The 26,129-nt window shown below is 42.3% G+C and carries 19 protein-coding genes and 1 tRNA gene; 14 read left to right on the top strand and 6 right to left on the bottom strand.

Annotation, left to right across the window (positions count from 1 at the left end):
- Positions 1-148: 148 nt before the first annotated feature.
- The 9 genes from H4K34_RS16825 to H4K34_RS16865 all read left to right on the top strand — a co-directional run bounded on the left by H4K34_RS16825 (position 149) and on the right by H4K34_RS16865 (position 14,350).
- Complete coding sequence (locus H4K34_RS16825; RefSeq protein ID WP_210758548.1) at positions 149-3,553, top strand: T9SS type B sorting domain-containing protein; 3,405 nt, start codon at positions 149-151, stop codon at positions 3,551-3,553.
- A 150-nt stretch (positions 3,554-3,703) separates the two neighbouring features.
- Positions 3,704-5,179: an IMP dehydrogenase gene (gene guaB / locus H4K34_RS16830; protein WP_210758549.1), complete on the top strand. Its 1,476-nt coding sequence runs from the start codon at positions 3,704-3,706 to the stop codon at positions 5,177-5,179.
- A 9-nt stretch (positions 5,180-5,188) separates the two neighbouring features.
- Positions 5,189-7,168, top strand: coding sequence for a peptidylprolyl isomerase (locus tag H4K34_RS16835; protein WP_210758550.1), 1,980 nt, complete (start codon positions 5,189-5,191; stop codon positions 7,166-7,168).
- The gene (locus H4K34_RS16840) at positions 7,161-8,030 is read left to right on the top strand and encodes a hypothetical protein (RefSeq protein WP_210758551.1); all 870 of its coding nucleotides are present in this window, start codon (positions 7,161-7,163) and stop codon (positions 8,028-8,030) included. The genes H4K34_RS16835 and H4K34_RS16840 overlap by 8 nt, the downstream gene beginning before the upstream one ends.
- Positions 8,014-9,375 (top strand): peptidylprolyl isomerase, encoded by a 1,362-nt coding sequence (locus tag H4K34_RS16845; protein WP_210758552.1) that lies wholly within the window; start codon positions 8,014-8,016, stop codon positions 9,373-9,375. Before H4K34_RS16840 ends, H4K34_RS16845 begins: the two co-directional genes overlap by 17 nt.
- The gene (locus H4K34_RS16850) at positions 9,362-10,327 is read left to right on the top strand and encodes an AAA family ATPase (RefSeq protein WP_210758553.1); all 966 of its coding nucleotides are present in this window, start codon (positions 9,362-9,364) and stop codon (positions 10,325-10,327) included. Before H4K34_RS16845 ends, H4K34_RS16850 begins: the two co-directional genes overlap by 14 nt.
- 68 nt (positions 10,328-10,395) lie before the next feature.
- Entirely contained in the window at positions 10,396-12,015 is a 1,620-nt protein-coding gene (locus H4K34_RS16855; RefSeq protein ID WP_210758554.1) for a CTP synthase, read from the top strand.
- Position 12,016: 1 nt separating this feature from the next.
- On the top strand, positions 12,017-13,876 hold the full coding sequence (gene yidC, locus H4K34_RS16860) for a membrane protein insertase YidC (RefSeq protein WP_210758555.1): 1,860 nt from the start codon (positions 12,017-12,019) through the stop codon (positions 13,874-13,876).
- Between the two features lie 3 nt (positions 13,877-13,879).
- Entirely contained in the window at positions 13,880-14,350 is a 471-nt protein-coding gene (locus H4K34_RS16865) for a DUF6438 domain-containing protein (protein WP_210758556.1), read from the top strand.
- Between the two features lie 34 nt (positions 14,351-14,384).
- On the opposite strand, the gene H4K34_RS16870 is transcribed toward H4K34_RS16865, so the two are convergent.
- Genes H4K34_RS16870 through ribD form a run of 4 tightly spaced genes read right to left on the bottom strand, consistent with a single transcriptional unit; the run spans position 14,385 to position 18,643 of the window.
- Complete coding sequence (locus tag H4K34_RS16870; RefSeq protein WP_210758557.1) at positions 14,385-16,136, bottom strand: hypothetical protein; 1,752 nt, start codon at positions 16,134-16,136, stop codon at positions 14,385-14,387.
- Positions 16,129-16,758 carry an IMPACT family protein gene (locus H4K34_RS16875; protein ID WP_210758558.1) on the bottom strand — a complete coding sequence of 210 codons (630 nt, stop codon included), beginning with the start codon at positions 16,756-16,758 and terminating at the stop codon, positions 16,129-16,131. Before H4K34_RS16875 ends, H4K34_RS16870 begins: the two co-directional genes overlap by 8 nt.
- Positions 16,755-17,621, bottom strand: a complete 867-nt coding sequence (locus H4K34_RS16880) for an EamA family transporter (RefSeq protein WP_210758559.1) — start codon at positions 17,619-17,621, stop codon at positions 16,755-16,757. Before H4K34_RS16880 ends, H4K34_RS16875 begins: the two co-directional genes overlap by 4 nt.
- Complete coding sequence (gene ribD / locus H4K34_RS16885) at positions 17,618-18,643, bottom strand: bifunctional diaminohydroxyphosphoribosylaminopyrimidine deaminase/5-amino-6-(5-phosphoribosylamino)uracil reductase RibD (protein ID WP_210758560.1); 1,026 nt, start codon at positions 18,641-18,643, stop codon at positions 17,618-17,620. The genes H4K34_RS16880 and ribD overlap by 4 nt, the downstream gene beginning before the upstream one ends.
- 68 nt (positions 18,644-18,711) lie before the next feature.
- Between ribD and H4K34_RS16890 the strand changes: the two genes are divergently transcribed.
- A complete protein-coding gene (locus H4K34_RS16890; protein WP_210758561.1) occupies positions 18,712-19,248 on the top strand; it encodes a hypothetical protein in 537 nt (178 codons plus the stop codon).
- 279 nt (positions 19,249-19,527) lie between these two features.
- Here H4K34_RS16890 and H4K34_RS16895 read toward each other — a convergent pair.
- Positions 19,528-19,601, bottom strand: a tRNA-Met gene (locus H4K34_RS16895).
- A 112-nt stretch (positions 19,602-19,713) separates the two neighbouring features.
- Here H4K34_RS16895 and H4K34_RS16900 point away from each other — a divergent pair.
- From H4K34_RS16900 to H4K34_RS16910, 3 genes are read left to right on the top strand one after another with little or no spacing between them, the layout of a single operon-like run.
- Positions 19,714-20,103: an START-like domain-containing protein gene (locus tag H4K34_RS16900; protein ID WP_210758562.1), complete on the top strand. Its 390-nt coding sequence runs from the start codon at positions 19,714-19,716 to the stop codon at positions 20,101-20,103.
- Positions 20,104-20,106: 3 nt separating this feature from the next.
- Positions 20,107-20,751 carry a phosphatase PAP2 family protein gene (locus H4K34_RS16905; RefSeq protein WP_210758563.1) on the top strand — a complete coding sequence of 215 codons (645 nt, stop codon included), beginning with the start codon at positions 20,107-20,109 and terminating at the stop codon, positions 20,749-20,751.
- The gene (locus H4K34_RS16910) at positions 20,748-22,412 is read left to right on the top strand and encodes an ArnT family glycosyltransferase (RefSeq protein WP_210758564.1); all 1,665 of its coding nucleotides are present in this window, start codon (positions 20,748-20,750) and stop codon (positions 22,410-22,412) included. Before H4K34_RS16905 ends, H4K34_RS16910 begins: the two co-directional genes overlap by 4 nt.
- On the opposite strand, the gene H4K34_RS16915 is transcribed toward H4K34_RS16910, so the two are convergent.
- Positions 22,400-23,140 (bottom strand): glycosyltransferase family 2 protein, encoded by a 741-nt coding sequence (locus H4K34_RS16915; protein WP_210758565.1) that lies wholly within the window; start codon positions 23,138-23,140, stop codon positions 22,400-22,402. The genes H4K34_RS16910 and H4K34_RS16915 overlap by 13 nt on opposite strands.
- A gap of 93 nt (positions 23,141-23,233) precedes the next feature.
- On the opposite strand from H4K34_RS16915, the gene H4K34_RS16920 reads away from it, so the two are divergent.
- Complete coding sequence (locus H4K34_RS16920) at positions 23,234-26,113, top strand: TonB-dependent receptor domain-containing protein (RefSeq protein WP_246452148.1); 2,880 nt, start codon at positions 23,234-23,236, stop codon at positions 26,111-26,113.
- Positions 26,114-26,129: the final 16 nt, after the last annotated feature.

Here is a 26,129-nt window from a genome sequence, read left to right on the forward strand (position 1 = left end):
ACTGAAATGGCTCGCCTTTGTGCGGGCTTTTTCTTTTTTAACGGAGCTGTAAAATGCTTTGATCTTTAACAACTTCAAATGGGTGTTACACTCATTGGGCTTATGATAATCAACATAGGCCTAATACTTTTAAGGAAAATTATTCCCTATGAAACACCTGAAGATTAGCCTAATTTTATTTCTGACTTTTATAATAAGTCCGCTTTCCGCGTCTCATTATTTAGGGGGAGAAATATATTGGGAATGCACCCCTAATGGTCAGTATATATTCACTTTAACTTTGTATCGTGATTGTACAGGTTCTACTATTTTAACTAACCCAAAAACCATCGTTGGACCTGTAAATATTGTCTGTAATTATGTAGCCAGTTTATCCGGTGATGTATCTCCTCAATGTCCGAATACTGCACTGGATTTAAATTGTGCCGATGGAGATCCAGGTTCAATAGAAAAGTATGTTTTTCGTAGTGGTCAGGTATCTTTAAATGGAATACCGCCTGCTACAGGTTGGGAATTCAGCTGGACAGGCTTTGCTCGTCCATTTTTAGAAAATGCCGGGGGAAATACCGGTTATTACCTGCGCTCAAAAATGTTCCCTTATACCGATCCCAATTTAGGGACTTTGAATACCAGTACTTGTTACGATAACAGTCCGGTATTTGCTCAGGATGCCAATGCGGTAACTTGCCCTAACTTCTTGTTCGAGTTTAACCACCTTCCTGCGGATAAAGATATTGATAGCCTGGTATTTGATTGGGCCATGCCTAAATTGGGAGCAAATCAAAATATAGCATTTAATAATGGCTACAGTCCTACGGCACCTTTCCCTGATGGAAGTGAGGATCCTAACAATGGACCTAATACTTTAGATCGTTTTTCTGGAGAGATAACCACTTTAGCAAATAATCCTAGTGATGGCTGGTATGCCTCTTGTGTGGTAATACGCGAATACCGTTGTAATCAGCTGATTGGAGAGGTATATCGGGATGTGCCTGTTTATTATTTAAAGGATGAAGATTGTCCTGTAAACCCAAGTACCCCTTCTGCTGAAATTGATACATCGGTTTATCCCAATGTAAGTCGCAGTGGTAATATTTATCGAATTCGAACTTACCCCAAAGATACGGTTCAGTTTAGGGTAGTAGCCCGAGATTTAGATCAGTTTGCCAATGGTTCTTTCCAGCAGATTTGTATGAAAGCAGGAGGACTGCAATTGAACAGTAATAATTATGCTTCCCAAACGGGCTGTAATGGTGCAGCACCCTGTGCAACCTTAACCTCATTTAATAGCTCCGGAACCTATTGCAGCGTTATTCAAAATACGGTGGAGTTTTTCTGGGTACCTGATTGTGTGCACTTAAACTTTGGAGGCTGCGGTACCGCTTCGAATACCTATTACTTCACCGTACGAATGGAGGATGATGGTTGTGCTGCTCCTAAAGTTGGTTTGGCGACGATCATTGTTGATGTAATCGCGGGTGATCCCACGCCGCCGGATTTAAGTTGCTCCGATGTGCAAGTGGATGGTTCCATAAAACTTAGTTGGAAGCAACCGGAATTGGATAGTGTACTCGAGTTTAATTACTATCGTATCTATGGTGCATCATCACCTGGCGGACCCTATACGGTGATAGATAGCATTCCCCATTTTGATACTCTTACTACCACTGTTCCCTCCCAGGGAAATAGCAGTTACTTCTTTATGGAGATGAGTACCGGTCCATGTGATTTTATCTCGAAACCTAGCGATATCATCAGTCCAATGCAATTAACGCTTACTCCTATTCCACCGAATAGCCCGGAGTATGCCCAATTGAATTGGACCGCACATAATGGCTCGGGTCTAAACCCCTTACGCGGAAATATCTATCAAATTTGGAAAGAAGCACCCGCCGGCAGTGGGGATTGGATTAAAGTAGATTCGACAACCAGTCTCGATTACATTGATACCGTTAGTGTATGTGATATGCTGGTGAACTATCAAATTAGAGTTCCCGATACCGTTGTAGATTGCTATTCCGGCTCTAGCCAGGATACCGGTCGATTCCAGGATTTAACCAATGTGGAAGATGTGGATTTGGTTCGGGTCTTTGTGAATGAGGATAATAAGGCAGCAGTTGAATTTGATTCGGATTCCATTAAAGATATTGTTGAATTCTACTTAATCTTTAATGATCCATTAAATGGTTGGGTAATCGTAGATACCATTCCTGCCGATGAGCCAATGCCCTATGTTTGGGATGCCTCTATGGCGGATACCCGCTTTGAGCAATTTAAAATCCTATCGGTAGATAGCTGTGAAAATGCCAGCGATGATTTGGCGGTGAGCACTTTCAATACGGTATATGCACGCAATTATCTGAATAAATGTGAGGGTTATTCTCGTATTAGCTGGAATGCCTACAAAGAGTTCCCTAATGGAGTACATGAATACCGCGTATGGGTGCAAATTACCGAGGATGATGGTACCCAATTGCCACCTACAATCTATTTCACTGCCAGTCCAACGGATACCAGCTTCCAACAAAATGAATTGAAGAAGGATTATATCTATTGTTATGTGATTGAAGCCAGAGATACAATTGCAGATCTGAGCTCCACCTCAAATTCGGTTTGTGTAGAAGCGGCTGTACCTCAGCAGTCAGAGCAATTGTATATCTCTAAAGTAACGAATGACTTCAGCCGCAATGCCTTAGATGTGAGCGTTTATGTTGATGGAGATGCGGATGTTCGCAGCTTCCAGGTACAAAGAGCACCTCAGTTCTATGGTCCTTATCAAACCATTGCTACCATGGCTAAGCCACAAGCACCACCTTATATTCTGTCCTTTCAGGATTTTGGAGTTGAGCCCAATCAGTTCAATTATTACTACCGTTTAACAGCTATAGATAGCTGTGGTGGTTACGATACCATTAGTAATATCTCCACTAACCTTAGATTGAATGTAAGTGCTGCGGAGGATGTAACGAATCGCCTAAGCTGGAATACCTATATCGGCTGGGATGGTTATGTGGAACGCTATGAGATCTACCGCAGACCCGCAGATGGCTTTAATTGGAAGAAAGTGGGTGAGAACATTACGGTTGATGGCCGTGAAGACACCACTTGGATTGACTATGAGATTGCTGATTTGGTAGAAGCCAATCCAATTGAAGCAGGAGCCTATTGCTATTATATTAAAGCCATTGAAGGTGGAAACCCTCAGGGGATAGTAGATAATCAAGGTAACCCGATGAGTGCATTTTCCAACCAGGCCTGTGCACAGCAAAATGCCAAAATATATATGGCAACAGCTTTCCGTCCGGGTAGTAGTATTGCCGAAAATCAAACTTATGGTCCATCGATGCGCCTAAATGATGTGGATAACTATCACTTCTACATTATGAATCGTTGGGGAAAGAAAGTTTTTGAAACCAATGATCCTGATGATCGCTGGGATGGAACCTATGAAGGCAACCAGGTTCCTCAAGGGGTTTATGTGAGCTATTTAAAGTTCCAAACCATAGGTGATCAGGAAGTTGAGGAACGTCAGTCTTTTACCCTTATCCGCTAGAAAGGTTAAGGCGATTTCAAGTAGCCTCTCCCGAAAGGGAGGGGCTTTTTTATTTTAAGATAAGCTTAAACAATAAGCTCATTTTGCTAGCGCTAGGTCTGCTTTTAATTGCTAAATTTGCGCGCAATTTAATTCTAATTGCACCGCTCTATGTCAACTTTCAGTGATAAAATCATGGGTGAAGGTTTAACCTATGATGATGTACTTCTCGTACCGGCCTATTCTCAAGTGTTACCACGCGAAGTTGATCTTTCCAGCAAATTCACGCGTAATATCAGTCTTAAAACGCCCATTATCTCTGCGGCGATGGACACCGTAACCGAAGCCACTATGGCAATCGCAGTTGCGCAAGATGGAGGTATCGGAGTATTGCATAAAAACATGACCATCGAGCAACAAGCGGTGGAAGTACGCAATGTAAAGCGTGCCGAAAGTGGAATGATCCTCGATCCGGTAACCTTACATGAAAATGCACTGGTTAGCGATGCCAAGAAAATGATGGCCGATTACCGCATTGGAGGTATTCCTATTGTTAATGATCAGAAGAAACTGATTGGTATTATTACCAACCGCGATTTGCGTTTCGAAAAGAATGATCTACGCCCCTTGGCAGAAATCATGACTAAAGAGGGTTTGGTAACCACCTTTGAGAATACCAGCCTCGCAGAAGCAGAAGTAATTCTGCAAAAGCATAAAATTGAAAAATTACCGGTAGTAGATAAGGATAATCATCTGATTGGTTTGATTACTTATCGTGATATTACCAAATCTCATATTAAGCCTAATGCCAATAAAGACGATTATGGTCGTTTGCGGGTTGCAGCAGCAGTAGGAGTTACCCCGGATGTTTTGGATCGCGTAACGGCTTTAGTAGAGTCTAATGTGGATGCCATTATAATTGATACAGCCCATGGCCACAGTGCCGGGGTAGTAAAAGCCTTAGAAGCGGTTAAAGCTAAATTCCCTAAACTGGATGTGGTAGTAGGTAATGTGGCTACGGCTTCAGCAGCGCGTTATTTGGCGGATGCCGGTGCCGATGCTATTAAAGTTGGAATTGGCCCTGGTTCTATCTGTACTACTCGTGTGGTAGCAGGAGTAGGGGTGCCTCAACTTACCGCGGTAATGGAGGCTCGTAAAGGCCTTGAAGGAACAGATGTTCCCCTTATCGCTGATGGTGGTATTCGCTTTACTGGAGATATCGTAAAGGCCATCGCCGCTGGTGCCGATACCGTAATGTTGGGATCACTGTTGGCAGGAACTAAAGAAGCTCCGGGTGAAACTATTATCTACGAAGGTCGTCGATATAAGACTTATCGCGGAATGGGATCTATCGAGGCCATGCAACAAGGTTCCAAGGATCGTTATTTCCAGGATGTGGAAGACGATATCAAGAAATTAGTTCCGGAAGGTATTGTTGGCCGAGTTGCTTATAAAGGTGAAGTAGGTGAAGTGATGTACCAATTTATTGGTGGTTTGCGTGCCGGAATGGGATATTGTGGCGCTGCAGACATTGCTACTTTACAAAAAAATGGCACCTTCGTGCGAATTACGGCCGCAGGCGTACATGAAAGCCATCCACATGATGTGCACATTACCCGCGAATCACCAAACTATAGCCGAAAATAAACTCTGTTTATGATGAAAAACAAGTCCTTAGTAATCCTAAGTCTTGCGCTGCTTTGCGGCGGTCTTAAAGCTCAGTCAGAGCTGAACAAAAAAGTTCTTTTCACGGTAGAAAATGATACCGTAACCGCCGAAGAGTATATGGCGGTGTACAATAAGAATCGCGACATTGGTCAGGAAATCGATCCTAAATCTCCTTCCGAGTATTTGGATTTATACCTCAATTTTAAATTGAAGGTGCATGAGGCCAAAGAAATGGGGAAGGATACCATGCCGGCTTTTTTACGCGAATTCCGCAATTATCGTGAGCAATTAACCAAGCCTTATTTATCGGATAAAGATGTTACCAAGGAACTGATTCGTGAGGCTTATAGCCGGATGAAGTTCGATGTGCGTGCATCGCATATTATGGTGGGCTTGCCTAAGAACCCTACTCCCGAAGATACTTTGGCTGCTTATAACAAGATTATGAGCTTAAAGAAGAAGATCGAGGATGGTGCTTTGTTCGAAGAAGTAGCTCAAACCAATTCCGATGATACCTATAGCGCTCGTAAGGGTGGTGATTTAGGCTATTTCACCGTTTTTGATATGGTTTATCCATTCGAGAATGCTGCCTACAACACTCGCATCGGAAAAATTTCGGATCCGGTACGCAGTCAGTTTGGATACCATATCGTTAAAACAACGGATAAGCGTGATGCTCGTGGTAAAGTTCGCGTAGCTCACTTGATGTTGATCGATAATGATAAAAGCACTTCACAGCAGAAAGAAGATGTGAAGAAAAAGATTGATGAGATCTACGCCAAGCTTCAAGCAGGAGAGGACTTCGTAACTCTGGTAAAACAATACTCTGAAGATAAAACTTCCGTTCCACAAGATGGAATCTTAGAAGCCTTCGGAATCAATAAAATGTATCCTGAATTTGAGGATGCAGCCTTTGCTTTACAAGATAGTGGTGCTTATTCAGAGCCTATTAAAACTCCGGTAGGTTGGCATATAATTATGCTGGTAGACCATATTGGTGTGCCTGATTTTGAAGAAGCTGAAGGACAAATCCGCAATAAAGTAGAGCGTGATGCCCGTGCCCAACAGAGTCAGGTTTCGGTAATGAAGCGCATTAAGCAGGATTATAAGTTCAAGGAGTATCCTAAGGCCTTTAATTGGGTGTATCAGCAGGTAGACGAGTCATTTATGGAGCGTGGCTATCAAGTACCAAGTAAGCTTAATCATGCAGATCAAACTGTATTTGAGTTTGCCAATTTCAAATACTCCGTAAAAGATATCCTGAACTTGGTGAAGGAGCGTCAAAGTCGTTATGGTCGCGGTGGAAATCTGCGTTCACAGGTTTATAAGCTCATCAAAGATTATCAGGAAGAAGAATTATTGAACTACGAAAAGAGCCGTCTTTCAGAGAAGTATGCCGACTTCAGAATGCTGGAGCGTGAATACTATGAGGGTATTTTGCTTTTTGACTTAACCGAGGAAAAAGTATGGCGTCGTGCCATGACCGATACTACAGGTTTAGAAGCATTCTTTGCTAATCATCGTGAAGATTATCAGTGGGATACGCGCTACAATGTTTACCTTATTAATGCTGTGGATAAGAAGACGGCTAAAAAGGCAAGTAAAGCTCTTGAAAAAGGAAAGAGTCGCATGGAGGTTATGAAAGACTTAAATATTGAGTCTAAGCTTAACTTGAATATTGATAGTGCTACTGCTGAGTTGAAGGAATTAGGTGATTGGGCACCTTTGGTAGAAAAGAAAGCTGAGCCAGGTCGTACAGATCTCACTGAAGTGCACGAACGCTATATGCAAGCCGTGATTATTTCGGTAGAAGCACCACGCAACAAAGAACTCAGTGAAGCAAAAGGCCGAGTAATTAGCGATTACCAAAGCTATTTGGAAAAAGCCTGGATTGAAGAATTACGAGCTAAGTATACCGTTAAGGTTAATGAAGACGTTCTCAAGGAAGTCATTTCTGAGCTTGAATAATATTTTTAGAATATCATTAATTGCAAGCCTCCTGTTCACCGCAGGAGGCTGCGATTTTTTCCAGGGTCTGGAAGAGGAGGAAAACAAGGGTCCGGTGGTGGCTCGGGTATACGACTCTTACCTCTATCAAACGGATTTGGAAGACATTATTCCTAAAGGCCTTTCGGCCGATGACAGTACCAGTTTTGTTCAGAACTACATTAATGTTTGGGCTAAGAACGAACTGATGATCTATAAGGCCGAGTTTAATCTTACCGAGGAGCAAAAGCAGTTCGAAGAGCAAATCAAAAACTATCGTAATGATTTGTTGAAGTTTGCTTATCAACAGAAATATGTGGATGATCGTTTAGATACGACCATAAGCGATGCTCAGGTAAAAGAATACTACGAAGCCCACCTCGATAATTTTCAACTGAAGGAGAACATCTTACAGTTACGCTATTTAAGCCTACCTAAGGATGCTCCCGATGTAGATAAGGTTTCAGGGCTGTTTAAAAGCAATAAGGAAGAAGATCAAAAGGCATTATTGGATTATGCCCTTTCCTTCGCCCGTAGTTTTTCTTTGGAGGACACCAGTTGGATAAGCTTCAATGAATTCCGCCAATTATTGCCCATTCGCACCTATAACCAGCAAGACTTCCTAGCGCAGAATAAATTCGTGGAAATGGAAGCTGAGGGTTTAGTATATTTCGCTGAAATCAAGAATTACAAGATCAAAGACAATCCTTCGCCCTTAATCTATGTGGAGGATATTATCCGTAAAACTTTAGTAAACAAACGCCGTTTGGACTTGATTGCAGAGTTGGAGAAGAACTTACTAAGTGACGCATTAAAAAAGAAAGAATTTGAAACCTACCCTTAAATTCTACCTCGTTCTGGCAGGCTTAGGCCTCAATTTGGCCCTTTCAGCTCAACCCAAATTAGTGGATGGAGTATTGGCTGTTGTCGGAAAAGAGATTGTACTCAAAAGTGATTTAGATCAAACAGCCGAAGCTCAGGTTCGTCAGAATCCCGGCCTGAAGGTGAACAACTGCCAGGTATTCGAAGATCTCTTAATGGAGAAACTACTTCTTCATCAAGCAGCATTGGATTCGGTAGAAGTAGGTGAGGATGAAGTACAAGCGAATATTGATCGTCGTATTGGCGTTTTCATCCAACAGATTGGTAGTGAAGCCAAATTAGAGCAGTACTACGGAAAGTCAATTTTGGAGATTAAGGAAGAAATGGCCCCTTTAATCCAAAATCAATTGACCGCCCAAAGAATGCTTCAGGAAATTAATGGCGATGTAGAAATCACCCCTTCCGAAGTGCGGGAGTTTTACGAGAGCATTCCCAAAGACAGTTTACCGCTGATCAATGCTGAAGTTGAGTATTCTGAAATTTCCATTTTCCCTGAAATTACCGATCAGGCCAAGCAAGAGGCCATTGATAAATTGAAGGAAATTAAAGATCGTATAGAGAACGGCTCTTCCTTTAGTACCATGGCGGTGCTTTATTCGGAAGATCCCGGTAGCTCCCGTAATGGTGGAGAGTATAAGGGAATTAAGCGCGGTCAATTCGTAAAAGAATTCGAAGCGGTGGCCTTTAACCTAAAGCTCAACGAGATTTCGGAGCCATTCCGCACCGAGTACGGCTATCATATTGTACAAATCCAAAAGAAGATTGGTCAGGAATTGGATTTACGTCACATCCTTATCAAACCTAAAATTTCGGGCGAAGATTTAGAAAAAGCACGTTCAAAAGCAGATAGCATCCGAACTTTGATCTTAAATTCTAAAATCAGCTTTGAAGATGCCGCTCAGAAGTTTTCTGGCAGTGAGGATTCTCGCCTAAATGGTGGTCGGGTTATGAACCAACAAACCGGTGATAGTCGCTGGGAAATAGGACAGCTGGATAAAACGGTATTCTATACCCTTGAGGGCATTGAAGAAGGAACTATTTCGCAACCCGTATTATTCCGCACTCGTGATGAAAAAGAGGGCTATAAAATTGTAAAGCTGATTGATCGTAGTGAGGCTCATGTGGCAAATATGGCTACCGATTATCAGCGGATAAAGCAGGTCGCCCTAGCTAAAAAGAAGCAAGAAGTTTTGGAGGAATGGGTAAATGATAAAATTTTGGATACCTACGTTCGGGTAAACAATGATTACTTACAATGCACTTTTGAGCGCCAGTGGCTAAACAATTCCTCGTATGCAGAACAATAGCGGAGACGTAGAAATGGTTAAGGATTTAGGTATTAAGTACCGACTCCTTAAAGATGAAATTGGCAAAGTAATTATTGGTCAGGATGAAGTAATTCATCTGCTCTTGCTTTCAATCTTCTGCAAGGGCCACTCCCTTTTAGTTGGTGTTCCAGGCTTGGCCAAAACCTTATTAGTAAATACGGTAGCTCAATCCTTAGGTTTAAGCTTTCGCAGAATTCAGTTTACTCCGGATTTAATGCCCTCTGATATCGTTGGAGCGGAAATTCTGGATGAAAATCGTCAGTTTAAATTTGTGAAAGGACCATTATTCGCCAATATTATTTTGGCGGATGAGATTAACCGTACTCCTCCTAAAACGCAGTCGGCATTATTGGAAGCCATGCAGGAGCGTTCGGTTACTGCTGGTGGACATACCTATAAAATGGCGAATCCCTTTTTTGTATTGGCCACGCAAAACCCAATAGAGCAGGAGGGAACTTATCCTTTACCTGAGGCGCAATTAGACCGCTTCATGTTTAATATCGAAGTGGGATATCCCAGCTTTGAAGAAGAGGTGAGTATCGTAAAGAACACCACCATCGGAGTGGAAGCGGAGGTAAATGAAGTGCTCAGTGTTGATGAGATATTAAAATATCAACAATTGGTACGCAAAATTCCGGTGAGTGATCACCTCTATGAATATGCCATCCGATTGGTACAGGCAACACGTCCGGATACCCCTAATGCTAAGGAGGTTACCCGCGAATATCTTTCTTGGGGAGCTGGTCCACGTGCCTCACAAAACTTAATCTTAGCCGCTAAGGCACATGCTGCTTTACAAGGTAAGTTTAGCCCTGATACCGAAGATGTTATGGCCGTAGCTAAGCCTATTCTACGTCACCGTATCGTTAAAAACTACCGTGCAGAGGCCGAAGGCATCAGTATTGAAAAGATCATTGAAGGCTTAGTCTGAAAGGGCTCGGTATACTTGGGATAATTAGTAGCTTTGCACCCCAGTAGACAACGCAGGTCACCTATACTATGCCATCAACAAAATACATCTTTGTAACCGGGGGTGTTACCTCTTCACTGGGTAAGGGTATCATTTCGGCTTCTTTAGCCACTCTATTACAATCCAGAGGATACAGTGTAACGATCCAAAAGCTGGACCCTTACATTAATATTGACCCAGGAACCCTCAATCCATACGAACATGGCGAATGCTATGTAACCAACGACGGAGCCGAAACGGATCTGGATCTGGGGCACTATGAGCGCTTTCTAAACCGTCCAACCTCACAGGCGAATAACGTTACCACTGGTCGCGTTTATCAAACCGTAATTGAAAAAGAACGTCGTGGTGATTACCTTGGAAAAACCGTTCAGGTAATTCCACATATCACCGATGAGATTAAACGTCGTATCCAATTATTGGGAAATACCGGCGAATTCGAAATCGTAATTACCGAAATCGGGGGTACAGTAGGGGATATTGAGGCCTTGCCATATATCGAAGCCGTTCGTCAGTTACGTTGGGAATTAGGCGATGACAGCTTAGTAGTGCATTTAACCTTAGTGCCTTATTTGGCGGCTACCGGTGAAATGAAAACCAAGCCTACCCAGCACTCAGTTCAAAAATTACAGGAATCAGGAATTCAGCCCGATGTTTTAGTATGTCGTACGGAACATGATCTGGGAGAAGATATTCGTAAAAAACTGGCTCTCTTCTGCAATGTGAAGAAGGAAGCAGTAGTACAAAGTATTGATGCCGAAACCATTTATGCAGTGCCCATTTTAATGCGCAACCAGCATTTGGATGAAGTGGTATTAAACCGTCTTAACCTTCCGGTTGAAGACAATTTGGATTTGGTTAATTGGAAGGACTTCCTTTACAAATTGCGCTTCCCTAAAAACGAAGTGGAAATTGGCTTAATCGGAAAATACGTAGAGCTTAAAGACTCTTATAAATCTATCGCCGAAGCCTTTATTCACGCTGGAGCCACCAATGAAACCAAAGTGAAGATCCGCTGGATTCATTCCGAAAATCTGTCTAAAGACAGCATGGAGAAAACCTTAGGTGGATTGGATGGAATTTTAGTAGCGCCAGGCTTTGGTGAGCGTGGTTTTGAAGGAAAGCTAGATGCTATTCGTTATGCCCGTGAAAGTAAAGTTCCTTTCCTAGGGATTTGCTTAGGTATGCAAGCTGCGGTGATTGAGTTTGCCCGTAATGTATTAGGCTTTGAAGGTGCTAACAGTACCGAAATGGATGCCGACACTGCCTATCCGGTTATCGACTTAATGGAAGATCAGAAAGGTCTTACTCGCAAAGGAGGAACCATGCGATTAGGTGCATGTGATTGCGCATTGAAAGAAGATTCTATCGCCTATGGTGTTTACCGTCGCCCATCAATTAGTGAGCGTCACCGCCATAGATATGAGTTTAACAACCAATATCTGGCTGATTTCGAGAAGAATGGTATGATTGCCACGGGTAAAAATCCTGATATGGATTTAGTGGAAATTGTAGAAATCCCGGATCACCCTTGGTTTATGGGCGTACAATTCCATCCGGAATATAAAAGTACCGTATCCAACCCCCATCCCTTATTTGTAAAATTTGTAGCCGCTGCCTTGAAGTACAGCGAAAACGAAAACGCTTAAAATGAAAAGTAAGCTGGATTTAAACAGCATCGTTGGCTTCCTGCTAATTGGTGCTATTGTTCTTTATTTTACCGTATTCTTCGATAATGGAGATGCTACTGCGGATGCGGCCTTAGCCAATTCTACTGATAGCACTCAGGTTGAAGAAGCGGCCATTGACGGCACTGCAATAGCAGCAGCGGTGGAACCCGAAATGACATTATCTAATGATACTCTTCAAAGCGATAGCCTAGAGTATTTAAAAGCGGTAAGTCTCTACGGACCTTTCGCCAAGCACATGATGAGTCATTCCGGTACCGAGTTTTTTGTGCTGGAGAATGAATTGCTTAAAGTTAAGATCTCAAGTCTTGGCGGTCAGTTGGTTGAAGCGGAACTCAAGAAGTATCGTACTTACGATTCACTGCCGCTTTATCTCTTAAAGGAGAACAGCAATTTTGGATTTAATATTCAGGCTGGTCAATTGCGCAGCAGCTCTCAATTGCAATTTAAATTAGCCAAGCAAGGTGACAACTTTGTGGAATTGGTGGCTCAAACCGATGAAGGTGGTCAATTGCGCTATAGTTATACCATTAAGGATAATGACTATCGCTTGGATTTTGATGTTCAAAGTCAAGGTTTAAGCAATTTATTGGCTAATGTAGATCAGAACTTGCTTTGGGAAATGAAAGCTCGTCGTCATGAGAAAAACAAAGACAACGAGATTACCCGCTCTGAAATGCAGTACCGCCTGGTTAAAGATCAGGATGTGGAAAGCTTTAATACCACTTCTCGTGATCAGGAAGTAGCTGAAGGTTCTTTAGACTGGGTGGCCTATCGCCAGCAGTTTTTCTGTACCATTTTACAATCCAGAGGGGAACCTTTCGCAACTGGTGATTTTGAAGTTGCCAGTTTGGATGAAGAAGGCTACACTAAGTATTATGCTTCTAGCTTACAGTATCCAAAAGCCAGCAATGGAGATTTACATTTGCCATTGTCTATTTACCTAGGACCTAACAAATTCGAGATTCTGGATTCTTACGATGCCGGATTTGAGAAGTTAATTCCCTTAGGTTGGGGTATCCTCGGTTGGATTAACCGTGGTATCGTATTAAACGTATTTAACTGGCTAGAAGCTTACGGTATTAATTACGGTTTGATTATTCTGATCATCGCCGTATTGATCAAAATGATTTTATTCCCCTTAACCTATCAATCCTATCGCTCTATGGCGAAGATGCGGGTATTGAAACCGGAGATTGATGAGTTAAACGAGAAATACGATGATGCAGCCAAGAAGCAGCAGGCCCAATTGGAATTGTACAATAAGGCGGGGGTAAGTCCTTTAGGTGGATGTTTACCGATGCTATTGCAGTTCCCAATTTTAATTGCGCTTTTCCAATTCTTCCCGGCTTCGATCGAATTGCGCCAACAGCCTTTCTTATGGGCTACGGATTTAAGTACCTACGATTCAATTTACCAATTGCCTTTTACTATTCCGGTATATGGTAATCACGTAAGTTTATTTACCCTTTTAATGACCGTTTCAACCCTGATTTACACCTATATGAATCAGCAGTTAACCGGTTCGGCGCAAAATCAGCAATTCCCACAGATGAAATACATTATTTATCTGATGCCGATTATGTTCCTTGGGGTATTTAATAATTATGCAGCAGGCTTGAGCTATTACTATTTTGTAGCGAACATGATCACCTTTGGTCAGCAGTTTGCTATTCGTTCCTTTATTGATGAGGATAAGATTAAAGCGAAAATTGCCAAGCGTAAAGAAGGCCCACAAAAGGAGAACCGTTTGATGCGTCGTATGCGTGAAGTGCAAGAACAGCAGCAAAATCAAAGTCGTCAGCAACGTCGTAAAAAGTAATTTATGAAGCGTTTAATTCCCTTCAGTTTCCTTCTGCTTTCATTAGGAGCTTGTTCTCCTCCTACAGAGATGTACAATTACATTTCAGAGGATAATGAATCCTGGTCCTTCGATTGGGAAAGTAAAGGCTGTATGGGAACTTGCGCCATTTACCGTGCGCGCATGGATGGAAATATCTTGCGCTTTCGTGGAATGCGAAACACCCAATTTCAAGGCGATACCTTGATTGCGAATCAAAAGGCTTTTAATGATAGCCTGGCAATGCAATTACAGCAATTGAAATTTATGGGATTAGATAGTTTGTACCAGGTAGATGAATCTGCCGACGGGCCACAGTATGTCTATCGATTCCAGTATAGAGGTAAAGACGGGAACTTTGATAAGAAGGTTCGTTCTATTCAAAATGAACCCAAAGAATTAGTCGAATTAAGACGTTGGTTGAATAAACAACTTCAAAAAAAGGGCCTTTTATAGGCCCTTTTTTTATGCTGATATGTTGGTCTTACTTTTATTTCAAAACCTTGAAGCTAGCTTTTTCACCTTTTAGGTTTTGTACTTCCAGGAAGTAAAGTCCGGTGCTAATGCTGAAATTTAATTCCGCCGACCGGCCTTCCAAGCTACCATCCTGAACTAACCTTCCTTGTACATCACGCAGGGTATAATGACTTAAGGAATCATCACTTTCTAAAGTCAAAGATTCTCCCTTAACAAAGCCCAGTGTATTGAATAAACGAATTCCATAGGGATTTCCGGGCTCTTCGAGGCTAAAGTCGGAGCTCAGCACATTTCGACGCACAAAAGCGGTTTTAATAACCTGAAAATGGCTACCACCATAGAGGTTGGCATCAGCTTGAATTACCATGCGGGCAAAATCAGGATAAGTACTATTATTCTGTAATGTGAATAAGGCTTCCAGAATGATTTTATCAGCAATTTGGCGGCTGGTATTATCTCTTATCTCCAAAAGGCAGGATGCCATTAAATCGGTATGCTGATAAATATTGGAATTGAAAGTAAGGGTCTGATAATCCTTAGTGCTGCTTGCTGATCGTCCTGGCCAGAAGGAATTATGTCCGTCCCAGTTAAAAACCCGATCTCTTTGATTGGGGCTGAATACCAATGACCAGCTAATGGCGAAGTAATCACAAATAGCTTCCTCCATACCCGATCTTTCACTAATGCGATTGGTGTTGGCGGCAGCACCACTAATTAAGGAGTGGCCGTATTCATGAATAACTACATCGGCATCTTCTGCATCATCAACACCACCTTCACCCATGTAAATGCGGCTCTCTGCCGGACTGAAATAACTCTGATCTGCATCACTCAATGCGTGCACATCAATGGAAATTTGAGATCCCGGAATTGAAGTGAAACCCAAACTGTCGATATAGTTTTTATAATGGCTTAAATGGAAAAAAGCATTTACATCCTCAAATTCATCATCTGCACGGGTGTAGTTAAATACTGGAATTGTGCTGGTAGCGGGGGCAACCGATGGAGCACTAAAGTCATCAATCTTAATGTCGGCATTTTCGAGCTTAAAGACCCCATTATCAAAGCTTGTGGTGAAATTACGCAGGAAGCGTTGCGCGTTTAAGCTGGAATTAGTAGCGTCATTATTATCGCTGTAATTACCACCATAATTTACATTGGCAGTACTGAGCGGATCCGGTAAAAAGATATTGGCCGTACAGGTAGAGTCTGAGGCATAGCGACGATTATCCGCCAGATTAAAGATCTCCGCACCAGCTACGAAAGCTTGATAGTGGGCACCTTCGGCTCCAAAGAAATCCAGACTAAATCCTGGCATTAATACATCTTGTAAGGCGATGATACCGGCCTCACTATTCATCCTATCGCAATCTAATTCCAGACGCATGGCAGTGGTATCTATCTTCAACTCTTCCAAATTGCTTAATTGCTTAGGTAGATCCGGATATTGAATTAGCAGACTACCATTCTGATAATAATGAAGGGATAAAGCTTGAAATGCCAGTTTACGACCTTCTAATAATAAATCGTAATGTTCGTGTTGACCAGCAGGACTTTGAACGCTCTTGTTTAATTCAAGGGTCCAATTCGCATCAGGCAATAAGCCTAAAGCGAGGTTTAAAGCGCTTTCTCCCGAGAAATGATCCTGACGGTATTCGAGCATCGGACTGCCATAAGCCTGGCTGTTATGAAGCGGTGTTTTATTACCGTGGGCCGAAAGAAGGGCCGGACTTAACAGGAGCAGGTACAGGGCTTTTTTAAACATCTTCATCCAGTTCTTTGATCTTAATTTGATATAATTCTTTCAATTGATCCAGGGCTAAATCGGTTTTGGACTTTCGCACTTTCAGCTGATAGCCAGCATCTTTATCCATGGATTCACCTACAATTTCAAATTCGCTTTGGGGTAAAACCCGCATCACATCATCCATTGCCGAATATGGGAAGCGCACTTCAAATTGCCGATATAAATATACGTCCAAAGGCCGGGCATTTTGCAAAGCCTCTTCTGCGGAGTTGCGATAAGCATTAATTAATCCGCCAACTCCCAATTTAGTTCCGCCAAAATAACGCACTACGATTACCGCAACATCCCAAAGTTCTTGCGACTGAATGGCGTGGTAAATTGGAGTGCCGGCAGAATGGGCGGGTTCACCATCATCATTAAAACGCCATTGGGGCTGAGTAGGTTGGCAACGATAAGCATAGCAGTGGTGGCGAGCATCGTAGTACTGCTTTTTCACCTGCTCCAGAATGGCAGGGAAGTCACTTTCATCCTTTAAGGGAAAAGCCAAGGCTATAAATTTCGAACCACGGTCTTTAAAAAGCGCTTCTGATTTTTCCTTTATGCTTTGGTAATGGTCGGCGGTTAGGGCCTCTTGCATCATAGGGCTAAAGCTATCAAAACAATGGAAACTATAGCCAGGCCTATACCCGCGAGATTTAAACGACTCAATTTTTCCTTGAAAAAGAAATAACCCAAAAGCGCGCTTAAGAATACAATTCCCACATTATTAAGAGCAAAAATGCTGGAGCTTTCCAAACCGCGCATACTCAAGGAGCGGAGTAAAAAATAGATACTGCCATAATTGGGAATACCTAATGCCAGTCCAGCTATAACCGATTTAAGCTCAAACTTTTGCTTTTGCATGATTCTTTGGTAAGCGACAAAGAACAACCCGAAAATAGCGGCCATCCCAAAAATGCTGGAAGCAAACCAGGATTGATCCACAGCGGGAACCAATTCGGCTTCATTGTATTTTAAAAAGGCATCCAGAAAGCCAGAACCCAGGAACAGAATAATGGGAAACCAAAAATTGGCAGCAGAGCCCTTCATTTTTTTAGGCTGGTAGCTAGTCATATAAACTGCCACCAGTGCCAGTAGAATTCCCCCCAATTTAATGGCACCCAGCGATTCGCCAAAATAGAGCACCCCAAAACTAACCGGAACTATAACAGCCATTTTCACCGCAACCGAAACGGTGGCCATGCCGTAATTCTGACTAACCCAGGCCATTAATCGAAAGAGGGTAATAAATAGTAAGCCTAAGATTAAAACAGAGGAGAACCAGGGCTGCTCTGCTAAATTCAGGGGATGTTGCTCGCCATCACTAAGAGCTAAACCAATTCCAAAAGCCACAAAGTAATTGACCAAGATGGCTTGCAGATTGTCAACCGAATAAGTCTTAAACAGCTTAAATACGATGAAGATAAGTACCGAACAACTTATGCTCAGGAGCAACCAAATCATAGGGGACGGAGGTTTTGAATGAGGTCTTTACCTAATTTGAATTCATCGTAAATCTGTCCGCTAATTTTGGGAGCAGGCAAACCGGATTTTAAATTATGACTGGCCTTAATAATCCATGCTTCATCCCAAAGACCTGCATCAATAAAGGATTGCAGAGTATGGGCACCGCCTTCAATCAAAAGGCTTTGAATGCCTTCATCATACAAGGTTTTGATCAGGGAGGACAAAGAATCAGAATTGGACTCTAATAATCGATCTCTTTCATTTTCTGCCTTTCGGCTGAAACGCAGGTAATTTTGATCTCGGAACACCCGATATTCAGATCCTAATTGATAAGAAGGATCCAAGACAATTCGCAATGGATCGGATCCTTCAAAAGCCCGGCAATCCAAGGAGGGATTATCAATCTCCACGGTTTTACGACCTACCAGAATAGCTTGGTTCTCCGCTCTTAATCTATGCGTGAAAACCTGAGTTTCGGGCTGACTAATCCAATGAATCCCTTTTTCTTGTGCTTCACGATCCGGGTCCATAATACTATCTGCACTTTGGGCCCATTTCAGGCTAATGTAGGGGCGATTTTCGCGGTGAAAAGTGAAAAAGCGTCGGTTTAATTCCAGAGCCTCTGCTTCTAAAATTCCTTCGCGAACTTTAATTCCAGCCGCTTGCAATTTGGCAATGCCCTTGCCATTCACTTCGGCATTATAATCTCGAGAAGCGATTACCACTTCTGGAATTCCTTTCTCGATGATGAGATCAGAACAGGGGGGAGTCTTACCAAAATGAGAGCAGGGTTCTAAGCTCACATAGATGCAGGACTCTTTGAGTAGTTCCGGGTTCTTCACCCGAGAAATGGCCACCACTTCTGCATGGGGTCCACCGGGGTGATGATGATACCCTTCAGCGATTATTTTTCCTTGATGCACAATTACCGCTCCTACCATGGGATTGGGTGCAACGGTGTATCGGCCTTTTTCCGCCAGCTCTAAACAGCGTTGGATATAGAGTTCATCCTGCGACATGAGCGCAAAAATACTATTCCCGATTTGCTAATAGTTCATTGAATAGAGCCTTTTAATAAATTAGCTCCATGAACCAACCCAGCCTTAATGAGTATCAAATGCGTCCTCGTTACAAGTTTAGTAATGAGCGTACTGCAGCTGAATTACGGAGCTCCTTAAAACAGGCCTTGAGCAGTGATGCTAATTGGCCTTTGCAGTATAAGGATACGCACGGACATTTAATTTTCTCCTACAAGAAAAAAGATCGTCATACCTGGTCGCCAGAAATGGATTTAAACTTGGAAGAACAAGCGGAAGGAGGTACGCTGATTCGCGTTTTAATTGGACCTGCAGCCGGTATTTGGACCTTTTTCATGTTCCTCTATACCATCTGTATTTTAATTGCCGCAGGAAGCTTTGTTTTAAGCTATTCCCAGTATGTGCTCAATAAAACCATTTGGGGTTTTTGGTTATTGCCCATAGCAGTCCTGGGAGCGGTAGCGGTATACCTGGCCGGACTTTATGGAAAGAGTAGGGCCATTCCTCAAATGATATTTCTCAAGAAATTTTTTGATGCTGCCTTGCCTAAAAGCGTCTTGCTGGAAGGAGATCTTAGGAAGGTATAAATGGCTTGAAATAGCTACAAGAATCGTATAACGAAAAAAGGCCCTGAAAATCAGAGCCTTTTTCTATTTGTAGCGAGGACGAGGATTGAACCCGTGTCCGCCTCTGGCGGATAAGAATCCTCCGAAATTTCTTTTAAAATAGATTGAGAAAATGGACGGCATCTCAAATAAAAAATGCTCCTTCACGAATTGAAATGCAGCCCACTTTGAATACAAGCGAACTGATCCAAAATCACTAAACGAAAAAAGGCCCTGAAAATCAGAGCCTTTTTCTTTTTGTAGCGAGGACGGGAGTTGAACCCGTGACCTCCGGGTTATGAATCCGACGCTCTAACCAACTGAGCTACCTCGCCGTTTTCGGGCGGCAAATATACTGACATTTCTAAATTCACAAAGATTTGTGGCAAGGTTTTTCACTGCTACTTTTTTATATATTGCGCCCTTCTCAATAGTTAATGATCTAAGATGTCCGATAAAACAAAATTCGAGCTTGAATTCCCGGTAAAAGCTTCCCCTTCAATGTTATTCCCTTATTTGTCCACTCCCAGCGGTTTGTCTGAGTGGTTTTCGGACGATGTAAATTCTCGTGGTGAGAAGTATACTTTTATCTGGGAAGGAGAGGAGCGCGACGCTTTTCGTATCGCTCGAAAAAAAGATCAGTTCATTCGCTTTCGTTGGGAAGAGGATGAGGATGAAGGCAACAAGTACTTTTTCGAATTCCGTATTGAAGTAGATGAGCTAACCAATGATACCTCCTTAATCATCGTAGATTATAGTGAGGAGGATGAAATCGAAGAAGACAAACTTCTTTGGGATAGCCAGGTTCACCAATTACTGCACACGATCGGATCCTAAATTATGCGAATCAACCAAATCATTCGGTCGCTAAGATGGTTTCTGGCACCGACCCTGATCTTTGGTTTACTTGCTCTGTTTTTTACCGCCCGCAATGGCTTGGCGGAAACACAGATATGGTTTAATCAGTACTATTCTAATTTTTTAGATTCAGCCATGCCCTGGTATACCTACCTAGGGGATGGCTTAGTTTTTTTAATGCTGATTGTTCCTTTTCTGTTCTTGAAAAGACGAGCGATGTTAGCGCTGATTTTTTCAGCTGTGCTCACCTTGCTTTTCACTTCAGCATTAAAATCTTATTTTAACGAACCCAGACCCATGCGCTATTTTGAGCAGCTGGATTATGATCTACGGGAAGTACCAGGCGTAAAAGCCCATTACAATCATTCCTTTCCCAGTGGTCATACTACCGCAGCCTTTGCCGCTTGGGGAGTACTGGCATTTTTCCTTCGTAAAAAGGGCTGGCAATTACTTTGTTTCAGCATTGCATTAGGAGTGGCTTATTCTAGAATTTACCTCTCCATGCATTTTTTACGAGATGTGGGTGCCGGTGCTATTTTAGGTGCATTTATTGCTATAAATGCTTTGTATTTGGCTTTCAAAATAAATAAGGATTGGGTACAAGCCTACTGGTTTAAACGCCAATGAAGTACTTCGATAAAAATACCTGGTTTTGGATTCTCATAGGGGCCCTCTTTTTCTTGCCTTTCTTAGGCGGAGTGCACCTTTTTGATTGGGATGAAGTCAATTTTGCGGAGCTCGCACGTGAAATGGTGATGAGCGGAGATTGGTTACATATGACCATTAACTTCGAAACCTTTACCGAAAAACCGCCTTTGTTCTTTTGGTTGCAAGCTAGCTCTATGGAGCTCTTTGGGATTGGCGAATACGCAGCGCGATTCCCTAATGCCTTATTAGGAATCCTTGTTTTACCGTTTCTCTACATCAGTGGTAAGTTTTTGGTAGATCGCAAATTTGGATTCTTCTGGGCCTTAAGTTGGTTTGGTGCCACCTTGCCCTTCCTTTATTTCAAATCCGGGATTATCGATCCCTATTTCAACTTCTTTATATTTAATGGCCTCTTTTTCCTGATTCACTTTTTATGGAAGCGCAATCAGGTAAACTTCATTTTCCTTTCTAAATCGGCTCGCTTTTACCTGGTTGTAGGAGGAATTTTTATCGGCTTGGCCATTTTAACCAAAGGTCCGGTAGCTTATCTAATCATCTTCCTCACCTTGGTAGCTTATGCTATTTCCAAGTCACTGCGATTTGGAATGAAGATTTCCGATTTTCTCATTTACTCCTTAGTAGCGCTAGGGGTCTTCTTGCTCTGGTTTTTAGTAGAATACAGCTTTAATGGCCCCGACTTTATTGTAGATTTCACCATTCGACAGTGGGAGTTGCTCACTACTAATGACGCGGGGCATGGTGGATTTCCGGCCTATCATTTTGTAGTGCTTTTACTGGGCTGTTTTCCCGCTAGTATTTTCGCTTTACGCGGATTAGGCAAAATAGAAGGCCTGCATCCGCATGTGGCCGATTTCCAGCGTTGGATGATTATCCTCCTTTCGGTGGTGCTAGTATTATTCTCCCTCGTTGGAACTAAGATTATTCACTATAGTTCCATGGCCTATTATCCGATTAGTTTCCTATCGGCCTTAAGCCTCTGGCAAATCAGTGAGTTTCCGCGCAAGCATAAAATTTGGATTGCCATCAGCTTAAGCTTTATTGCCTTTATAGCGATTGCAGTCTCAATAGCTTTGCCTTGGGCGGGCATGCATGTGGACGAGATTATTCATCTTTTTGATAAAGATCCCTTTGCCAAAGCCAATATGGATGCTGAAGTGCCCTGGTCCGCATGGGATTATATTCCCGCAATCATCTTGCTATTTACCATTATTGGTTATTGGATTTACCGCAAGCGCAATCCGGGCTTTTCCTTCCGACTTTTATTTTTCGGAAATGCTGTTTGGGTATTTGCCGCTTTGATCTTCTTTATCGGCAAGGTGGAGCGCATTTCACAAAGAGCAGCGGTGGAGTTTTTCGAATCCTATGCTCAGGAAGAAGTTTACTTTGTGAATTATGGCTATAAAAGCTATGTGCCCTGGTTCTATGGGGAAGTACAACCCTATGTAGATCCCAAGGCCTATAAACGCGAATGGTTATACCACGGACAGGTAGATCGCGATGTGCTTATCGCCACCAAAGTAAATAAGGTAGGACAAATGATTCGAGAAATTCCCGATGCTCAATTGCTCTACCATAAGAATGGATTTTACTTCTATCGCCGAAAGGCTTATTCTAGATAAGCAGGCTTAATTAAGCCCCATTTGGCAAATCGGTATTGCAAGGAAACCTTTAATACTCCCAATCCATAGATGGCCGAGCGCTTAAAGTTGATCGAAGATGCCTCTTCAAAATACTTGGTTGGGCAAGTGATCTCTGCAATATCAAATCCTTTGTAGAAAATCTGAGCCAGCATCTGATTATCAAAGACAAAGTCGTCTGAATTGCTGTTATAAGCAGTGGCTTCCAAAACTTCTTTCGAAAAAGCCCGGTATCCAGTATGATATTCAGAAAGCTTTTGGCTCATTAGAATATTCTGACTCAAGGTAAGAATGCGATTGGCCACATATTTATACCAAGGCATGCCACCTCTAAGGGCACCTTTACCTAAAATACGAGAACCTAAAACCACCGGGTAAACGTCGTTGGCAATTAAATAAGCCATAGACTCAATCAGCTTTGGGGTATACTGATAGTCGGGGTGAAGCATAATAACGATATCACCACCAAGCTCCAGTGCTTTATTGTAGCAAGATTTCTGGTTTCCGCCGTATCCCTTATTCTTTTCATGAGGGATAATGTGCTTTATACCTAAGGATTTTCCCACCTCAATGGTGTTGTCAGTAGAGTTATCATCAACTAAAACTACTTCATCTACAATGGAACCTGGAATTTCATTGTAGGTGCGCTCCAGGGTTTTAGCAGCATTATAAGCTGGCAAAACCACTACTATTTTTTTATTGCCGATCATGGCCTGCAAAATTAGAATTTTCAAAAGCTCCTGAAAGCGTCTATTCGCAAAGAATTAATTAGTTTGCTAGACAATATATAACAGCAGTACACAGTGAGGAGAATTATTATTGGGCTACTTTGCTTATTGATGGTGCAGTCGGTTGCGGCTCAGGTAATTAAAGGAAAGGTCATTGATGCGAAAACCGAGGAACCGGTGATCATGGCCAATGTGGTAATTAAGGGTACAAGCATCGGAACTTCCACAGATTTGGATGGAAATTTCAGTTTAGACGCAAAAAAAACCGCTTTCCCGCTGAAAATTATTGTCTCTTTTATCGGATATCAAGATTTAGAAGTAGAAGTGAAATCTACCGATCAAGAATTTATAATCCGATTAAAAGAAGACAGCGAAATGCTCGAAGCGGTGGATATTATCGAGCAAAGGCTCAGTAAAAAACAAAGAGAATCAGCCTTAACGGTTGAAGCTTTGGATGGCCGGGCTATTCGAGAAACTCCAGCACCCAACTTTTATGAAGCCTTGGGTAATCTAAAAGGGGTGGACTTAACTTCAGCCAGTATCGGTTTCAAAATCATTAATACCCGCGGTTTTAATTCCACATCCCCCGTGCGAAGTCTCCAATTGATTGATGGGGTAGACAATCAGGCTCCGGGTCTTAACTTCTCTCTGGGGAACTTTCTTGGAGCCAATGAATTGGATATTACCACAGTTGATATCATCGCCGGTGCTTCTACCGCCTTTTATGGACCGGGAGCATTTAATGGCGTAATCTCCATGACCACCAAAGATCCTTTCCTTTATCAGGGATTATCATTTTCGCAAAAAGTAGGGGAGCGGGCCTTATCGGAAACCGCGGTGCGTTATGCCGAGTCTTTCAAACTATTTAGTGAAAGTCGAGATGATTTCGCTTTTAAGATTAATTTATTCTACCTCCGTGCCGATGACTGGGAAGCGGATAATTACGATCCGGTAGATGATTCGAAAGTGGATCGCACCAATCCGGGGCGCTATGATGCCGTGAATATCTATGGCGATGAAAGTTTGGCCTCTAATAATGAGCGAGAGTCTTTTGAGGATGTGAAGTTCAATAACCGTCCGGGTTTAGGCATCTTCTATCGTCCGGGATACCAGGAAATAGATTTGGTAGATTATGATACCCGCAATTTTAAAGGGAATATCAACTTGGCTTATCGTACTGATAAAGACCTGCGTTTTGATTATACCTTAAACTATGGTACCGGTACTACAGTGTATCAAGGTGAAAACCGCTTCAGTCTGAAGGGTATCCAGTTTATGCAAAACATTGTAGAAGTTTCTAAGAAGGATAAATTCTTTGTACGAGCTTATGCCACAGTGGAAGATGCAGGCCAGAGTTACGATGCGGTATTAACTGCCTTCAAAATGAATGATGCGGTTTTAGGAGATGAAGCCACTTGGAATCAAACTTATAGTTCTGCCTGGTCTGGCGCACCTTTCCGTTTTGCCAATGCCTTTCAGAATGCCGCCAATTTTAATGTAGCTAGCCCTAGCTTCGATTCGGCTTTTTATGCCAATGAGTATCAAGATATTTTAAGAGAATACAATGAGTTGCTGAGCAATTTCCATGATTCCTTATTAGGAATTATTTCCGGAGGTCGTCCATTGCCTGGTTCTGCCACTTATGATTCCATTTTCAATGATGTAACCTCCCGAACCTTTACCGATGGAGGTTCTCGTTTTTATGATCGCTCGGCCTTATATCATGTAATGGGCGAATATAAATTTGAACCCTTCGAAGGCTATAAAATGAGAGTGGGTGGCAATTTCCGTTTGTATCGTCCCAATTCGCGCGGTAATATTTTTGATGAAGTAATTGCCTCTTCCATTAAAACCGATAGCGTTGGTAATGTAATTTCTCAGGAATACCGCCAGATATCCAATTCCGAATTCGGTTTTTATTACGGTGCTGAGAAGTTCTTTTTAGGAGAGGTATTAAAAGCCAGCTTCACCTTGAGGATGGATAAAAATCAAAACTTTGATTACCTCTTTTCTCCGGCAGCATCCCTGGTTTATAATTTAGGAGCAAATCACACCTTCCGCGGATCTTTAGGGAGGGCCATTCGTAATCCAACTTTACAAGATCAATACCTGCGTTATGATGTAGGTAGGGCTGTATTATTAGGAAATATCGAAGGCTATGATTCTTTGATCACCTTTGATTCCTTTGACTATTACCGTTCTCAAGAGAATTTAGATCGCGATAATCTCGATTTCTTTAATGTGGCACCCATTCAGCCAGAGCGGGTTACTACTGCCGAAATTGGTTATCGCGGAACTTGGTTTAAAAGGGTATTTGTGGATTTCAATTATTTCCACTCCTGGTATACCAGCTTTATTGGATATCAATTCGGGCTTGACCCACGCTTTGATCCGGTATTCACGGACCGTATTCGCAGTTTAAGAGCTTATCGTGTGGCGGCCAATGCAGAAGGATTGGTAATTACCCAAGGCTTTAATGCCGGTGTGAATTATTATTTGGATGATCATTTAAGCGTGAGTGGAAACTATAGCTACAATTCCATTGATCTAACTCCTAAATCAAACTTTATCACCGAGACTTTTTATAAGGATGAATTGGAAAAATCCAGCTCCGAAGATCCCATTGTACCAGCCTTTAATACTCCTAAGCACAAATACAATTTGAGCTTCTCTGGTCGTGATTATAAGCCCTGGAAAGGCAAAGATCATAACTTGGGATTCGCGGTAACCTACAAATGGATTCAAGGATTTACCTTCGAAGGATCCCCTCAATTTACCGGCTTTATCGACACCTATGATTTGGTAGATGCCCAAGTAAGTTATGTTGTAAAGCCTTGGAACAGTACCTTTAAGCTTGGTGCCTCCAATATCTTAAACAATAAAGTATTTCAGGTTTACGGTGGACCAAGGGTAGGCCGATTAGCGTACTTTTCAGTATTGGTCGAGCTTGACTGATTTTCCAGATAAAAAT

The organism is Croceimicrobium hydrocarbonivorans, from assembly GCF_014524565.1.
GTDB lineage: Bacteria > Bacteroidota > Bacteroidia > Flavobacteriales > Schleiferiaceae > Croceimicrobium > Croceimicrobium hydrocarbonivorans.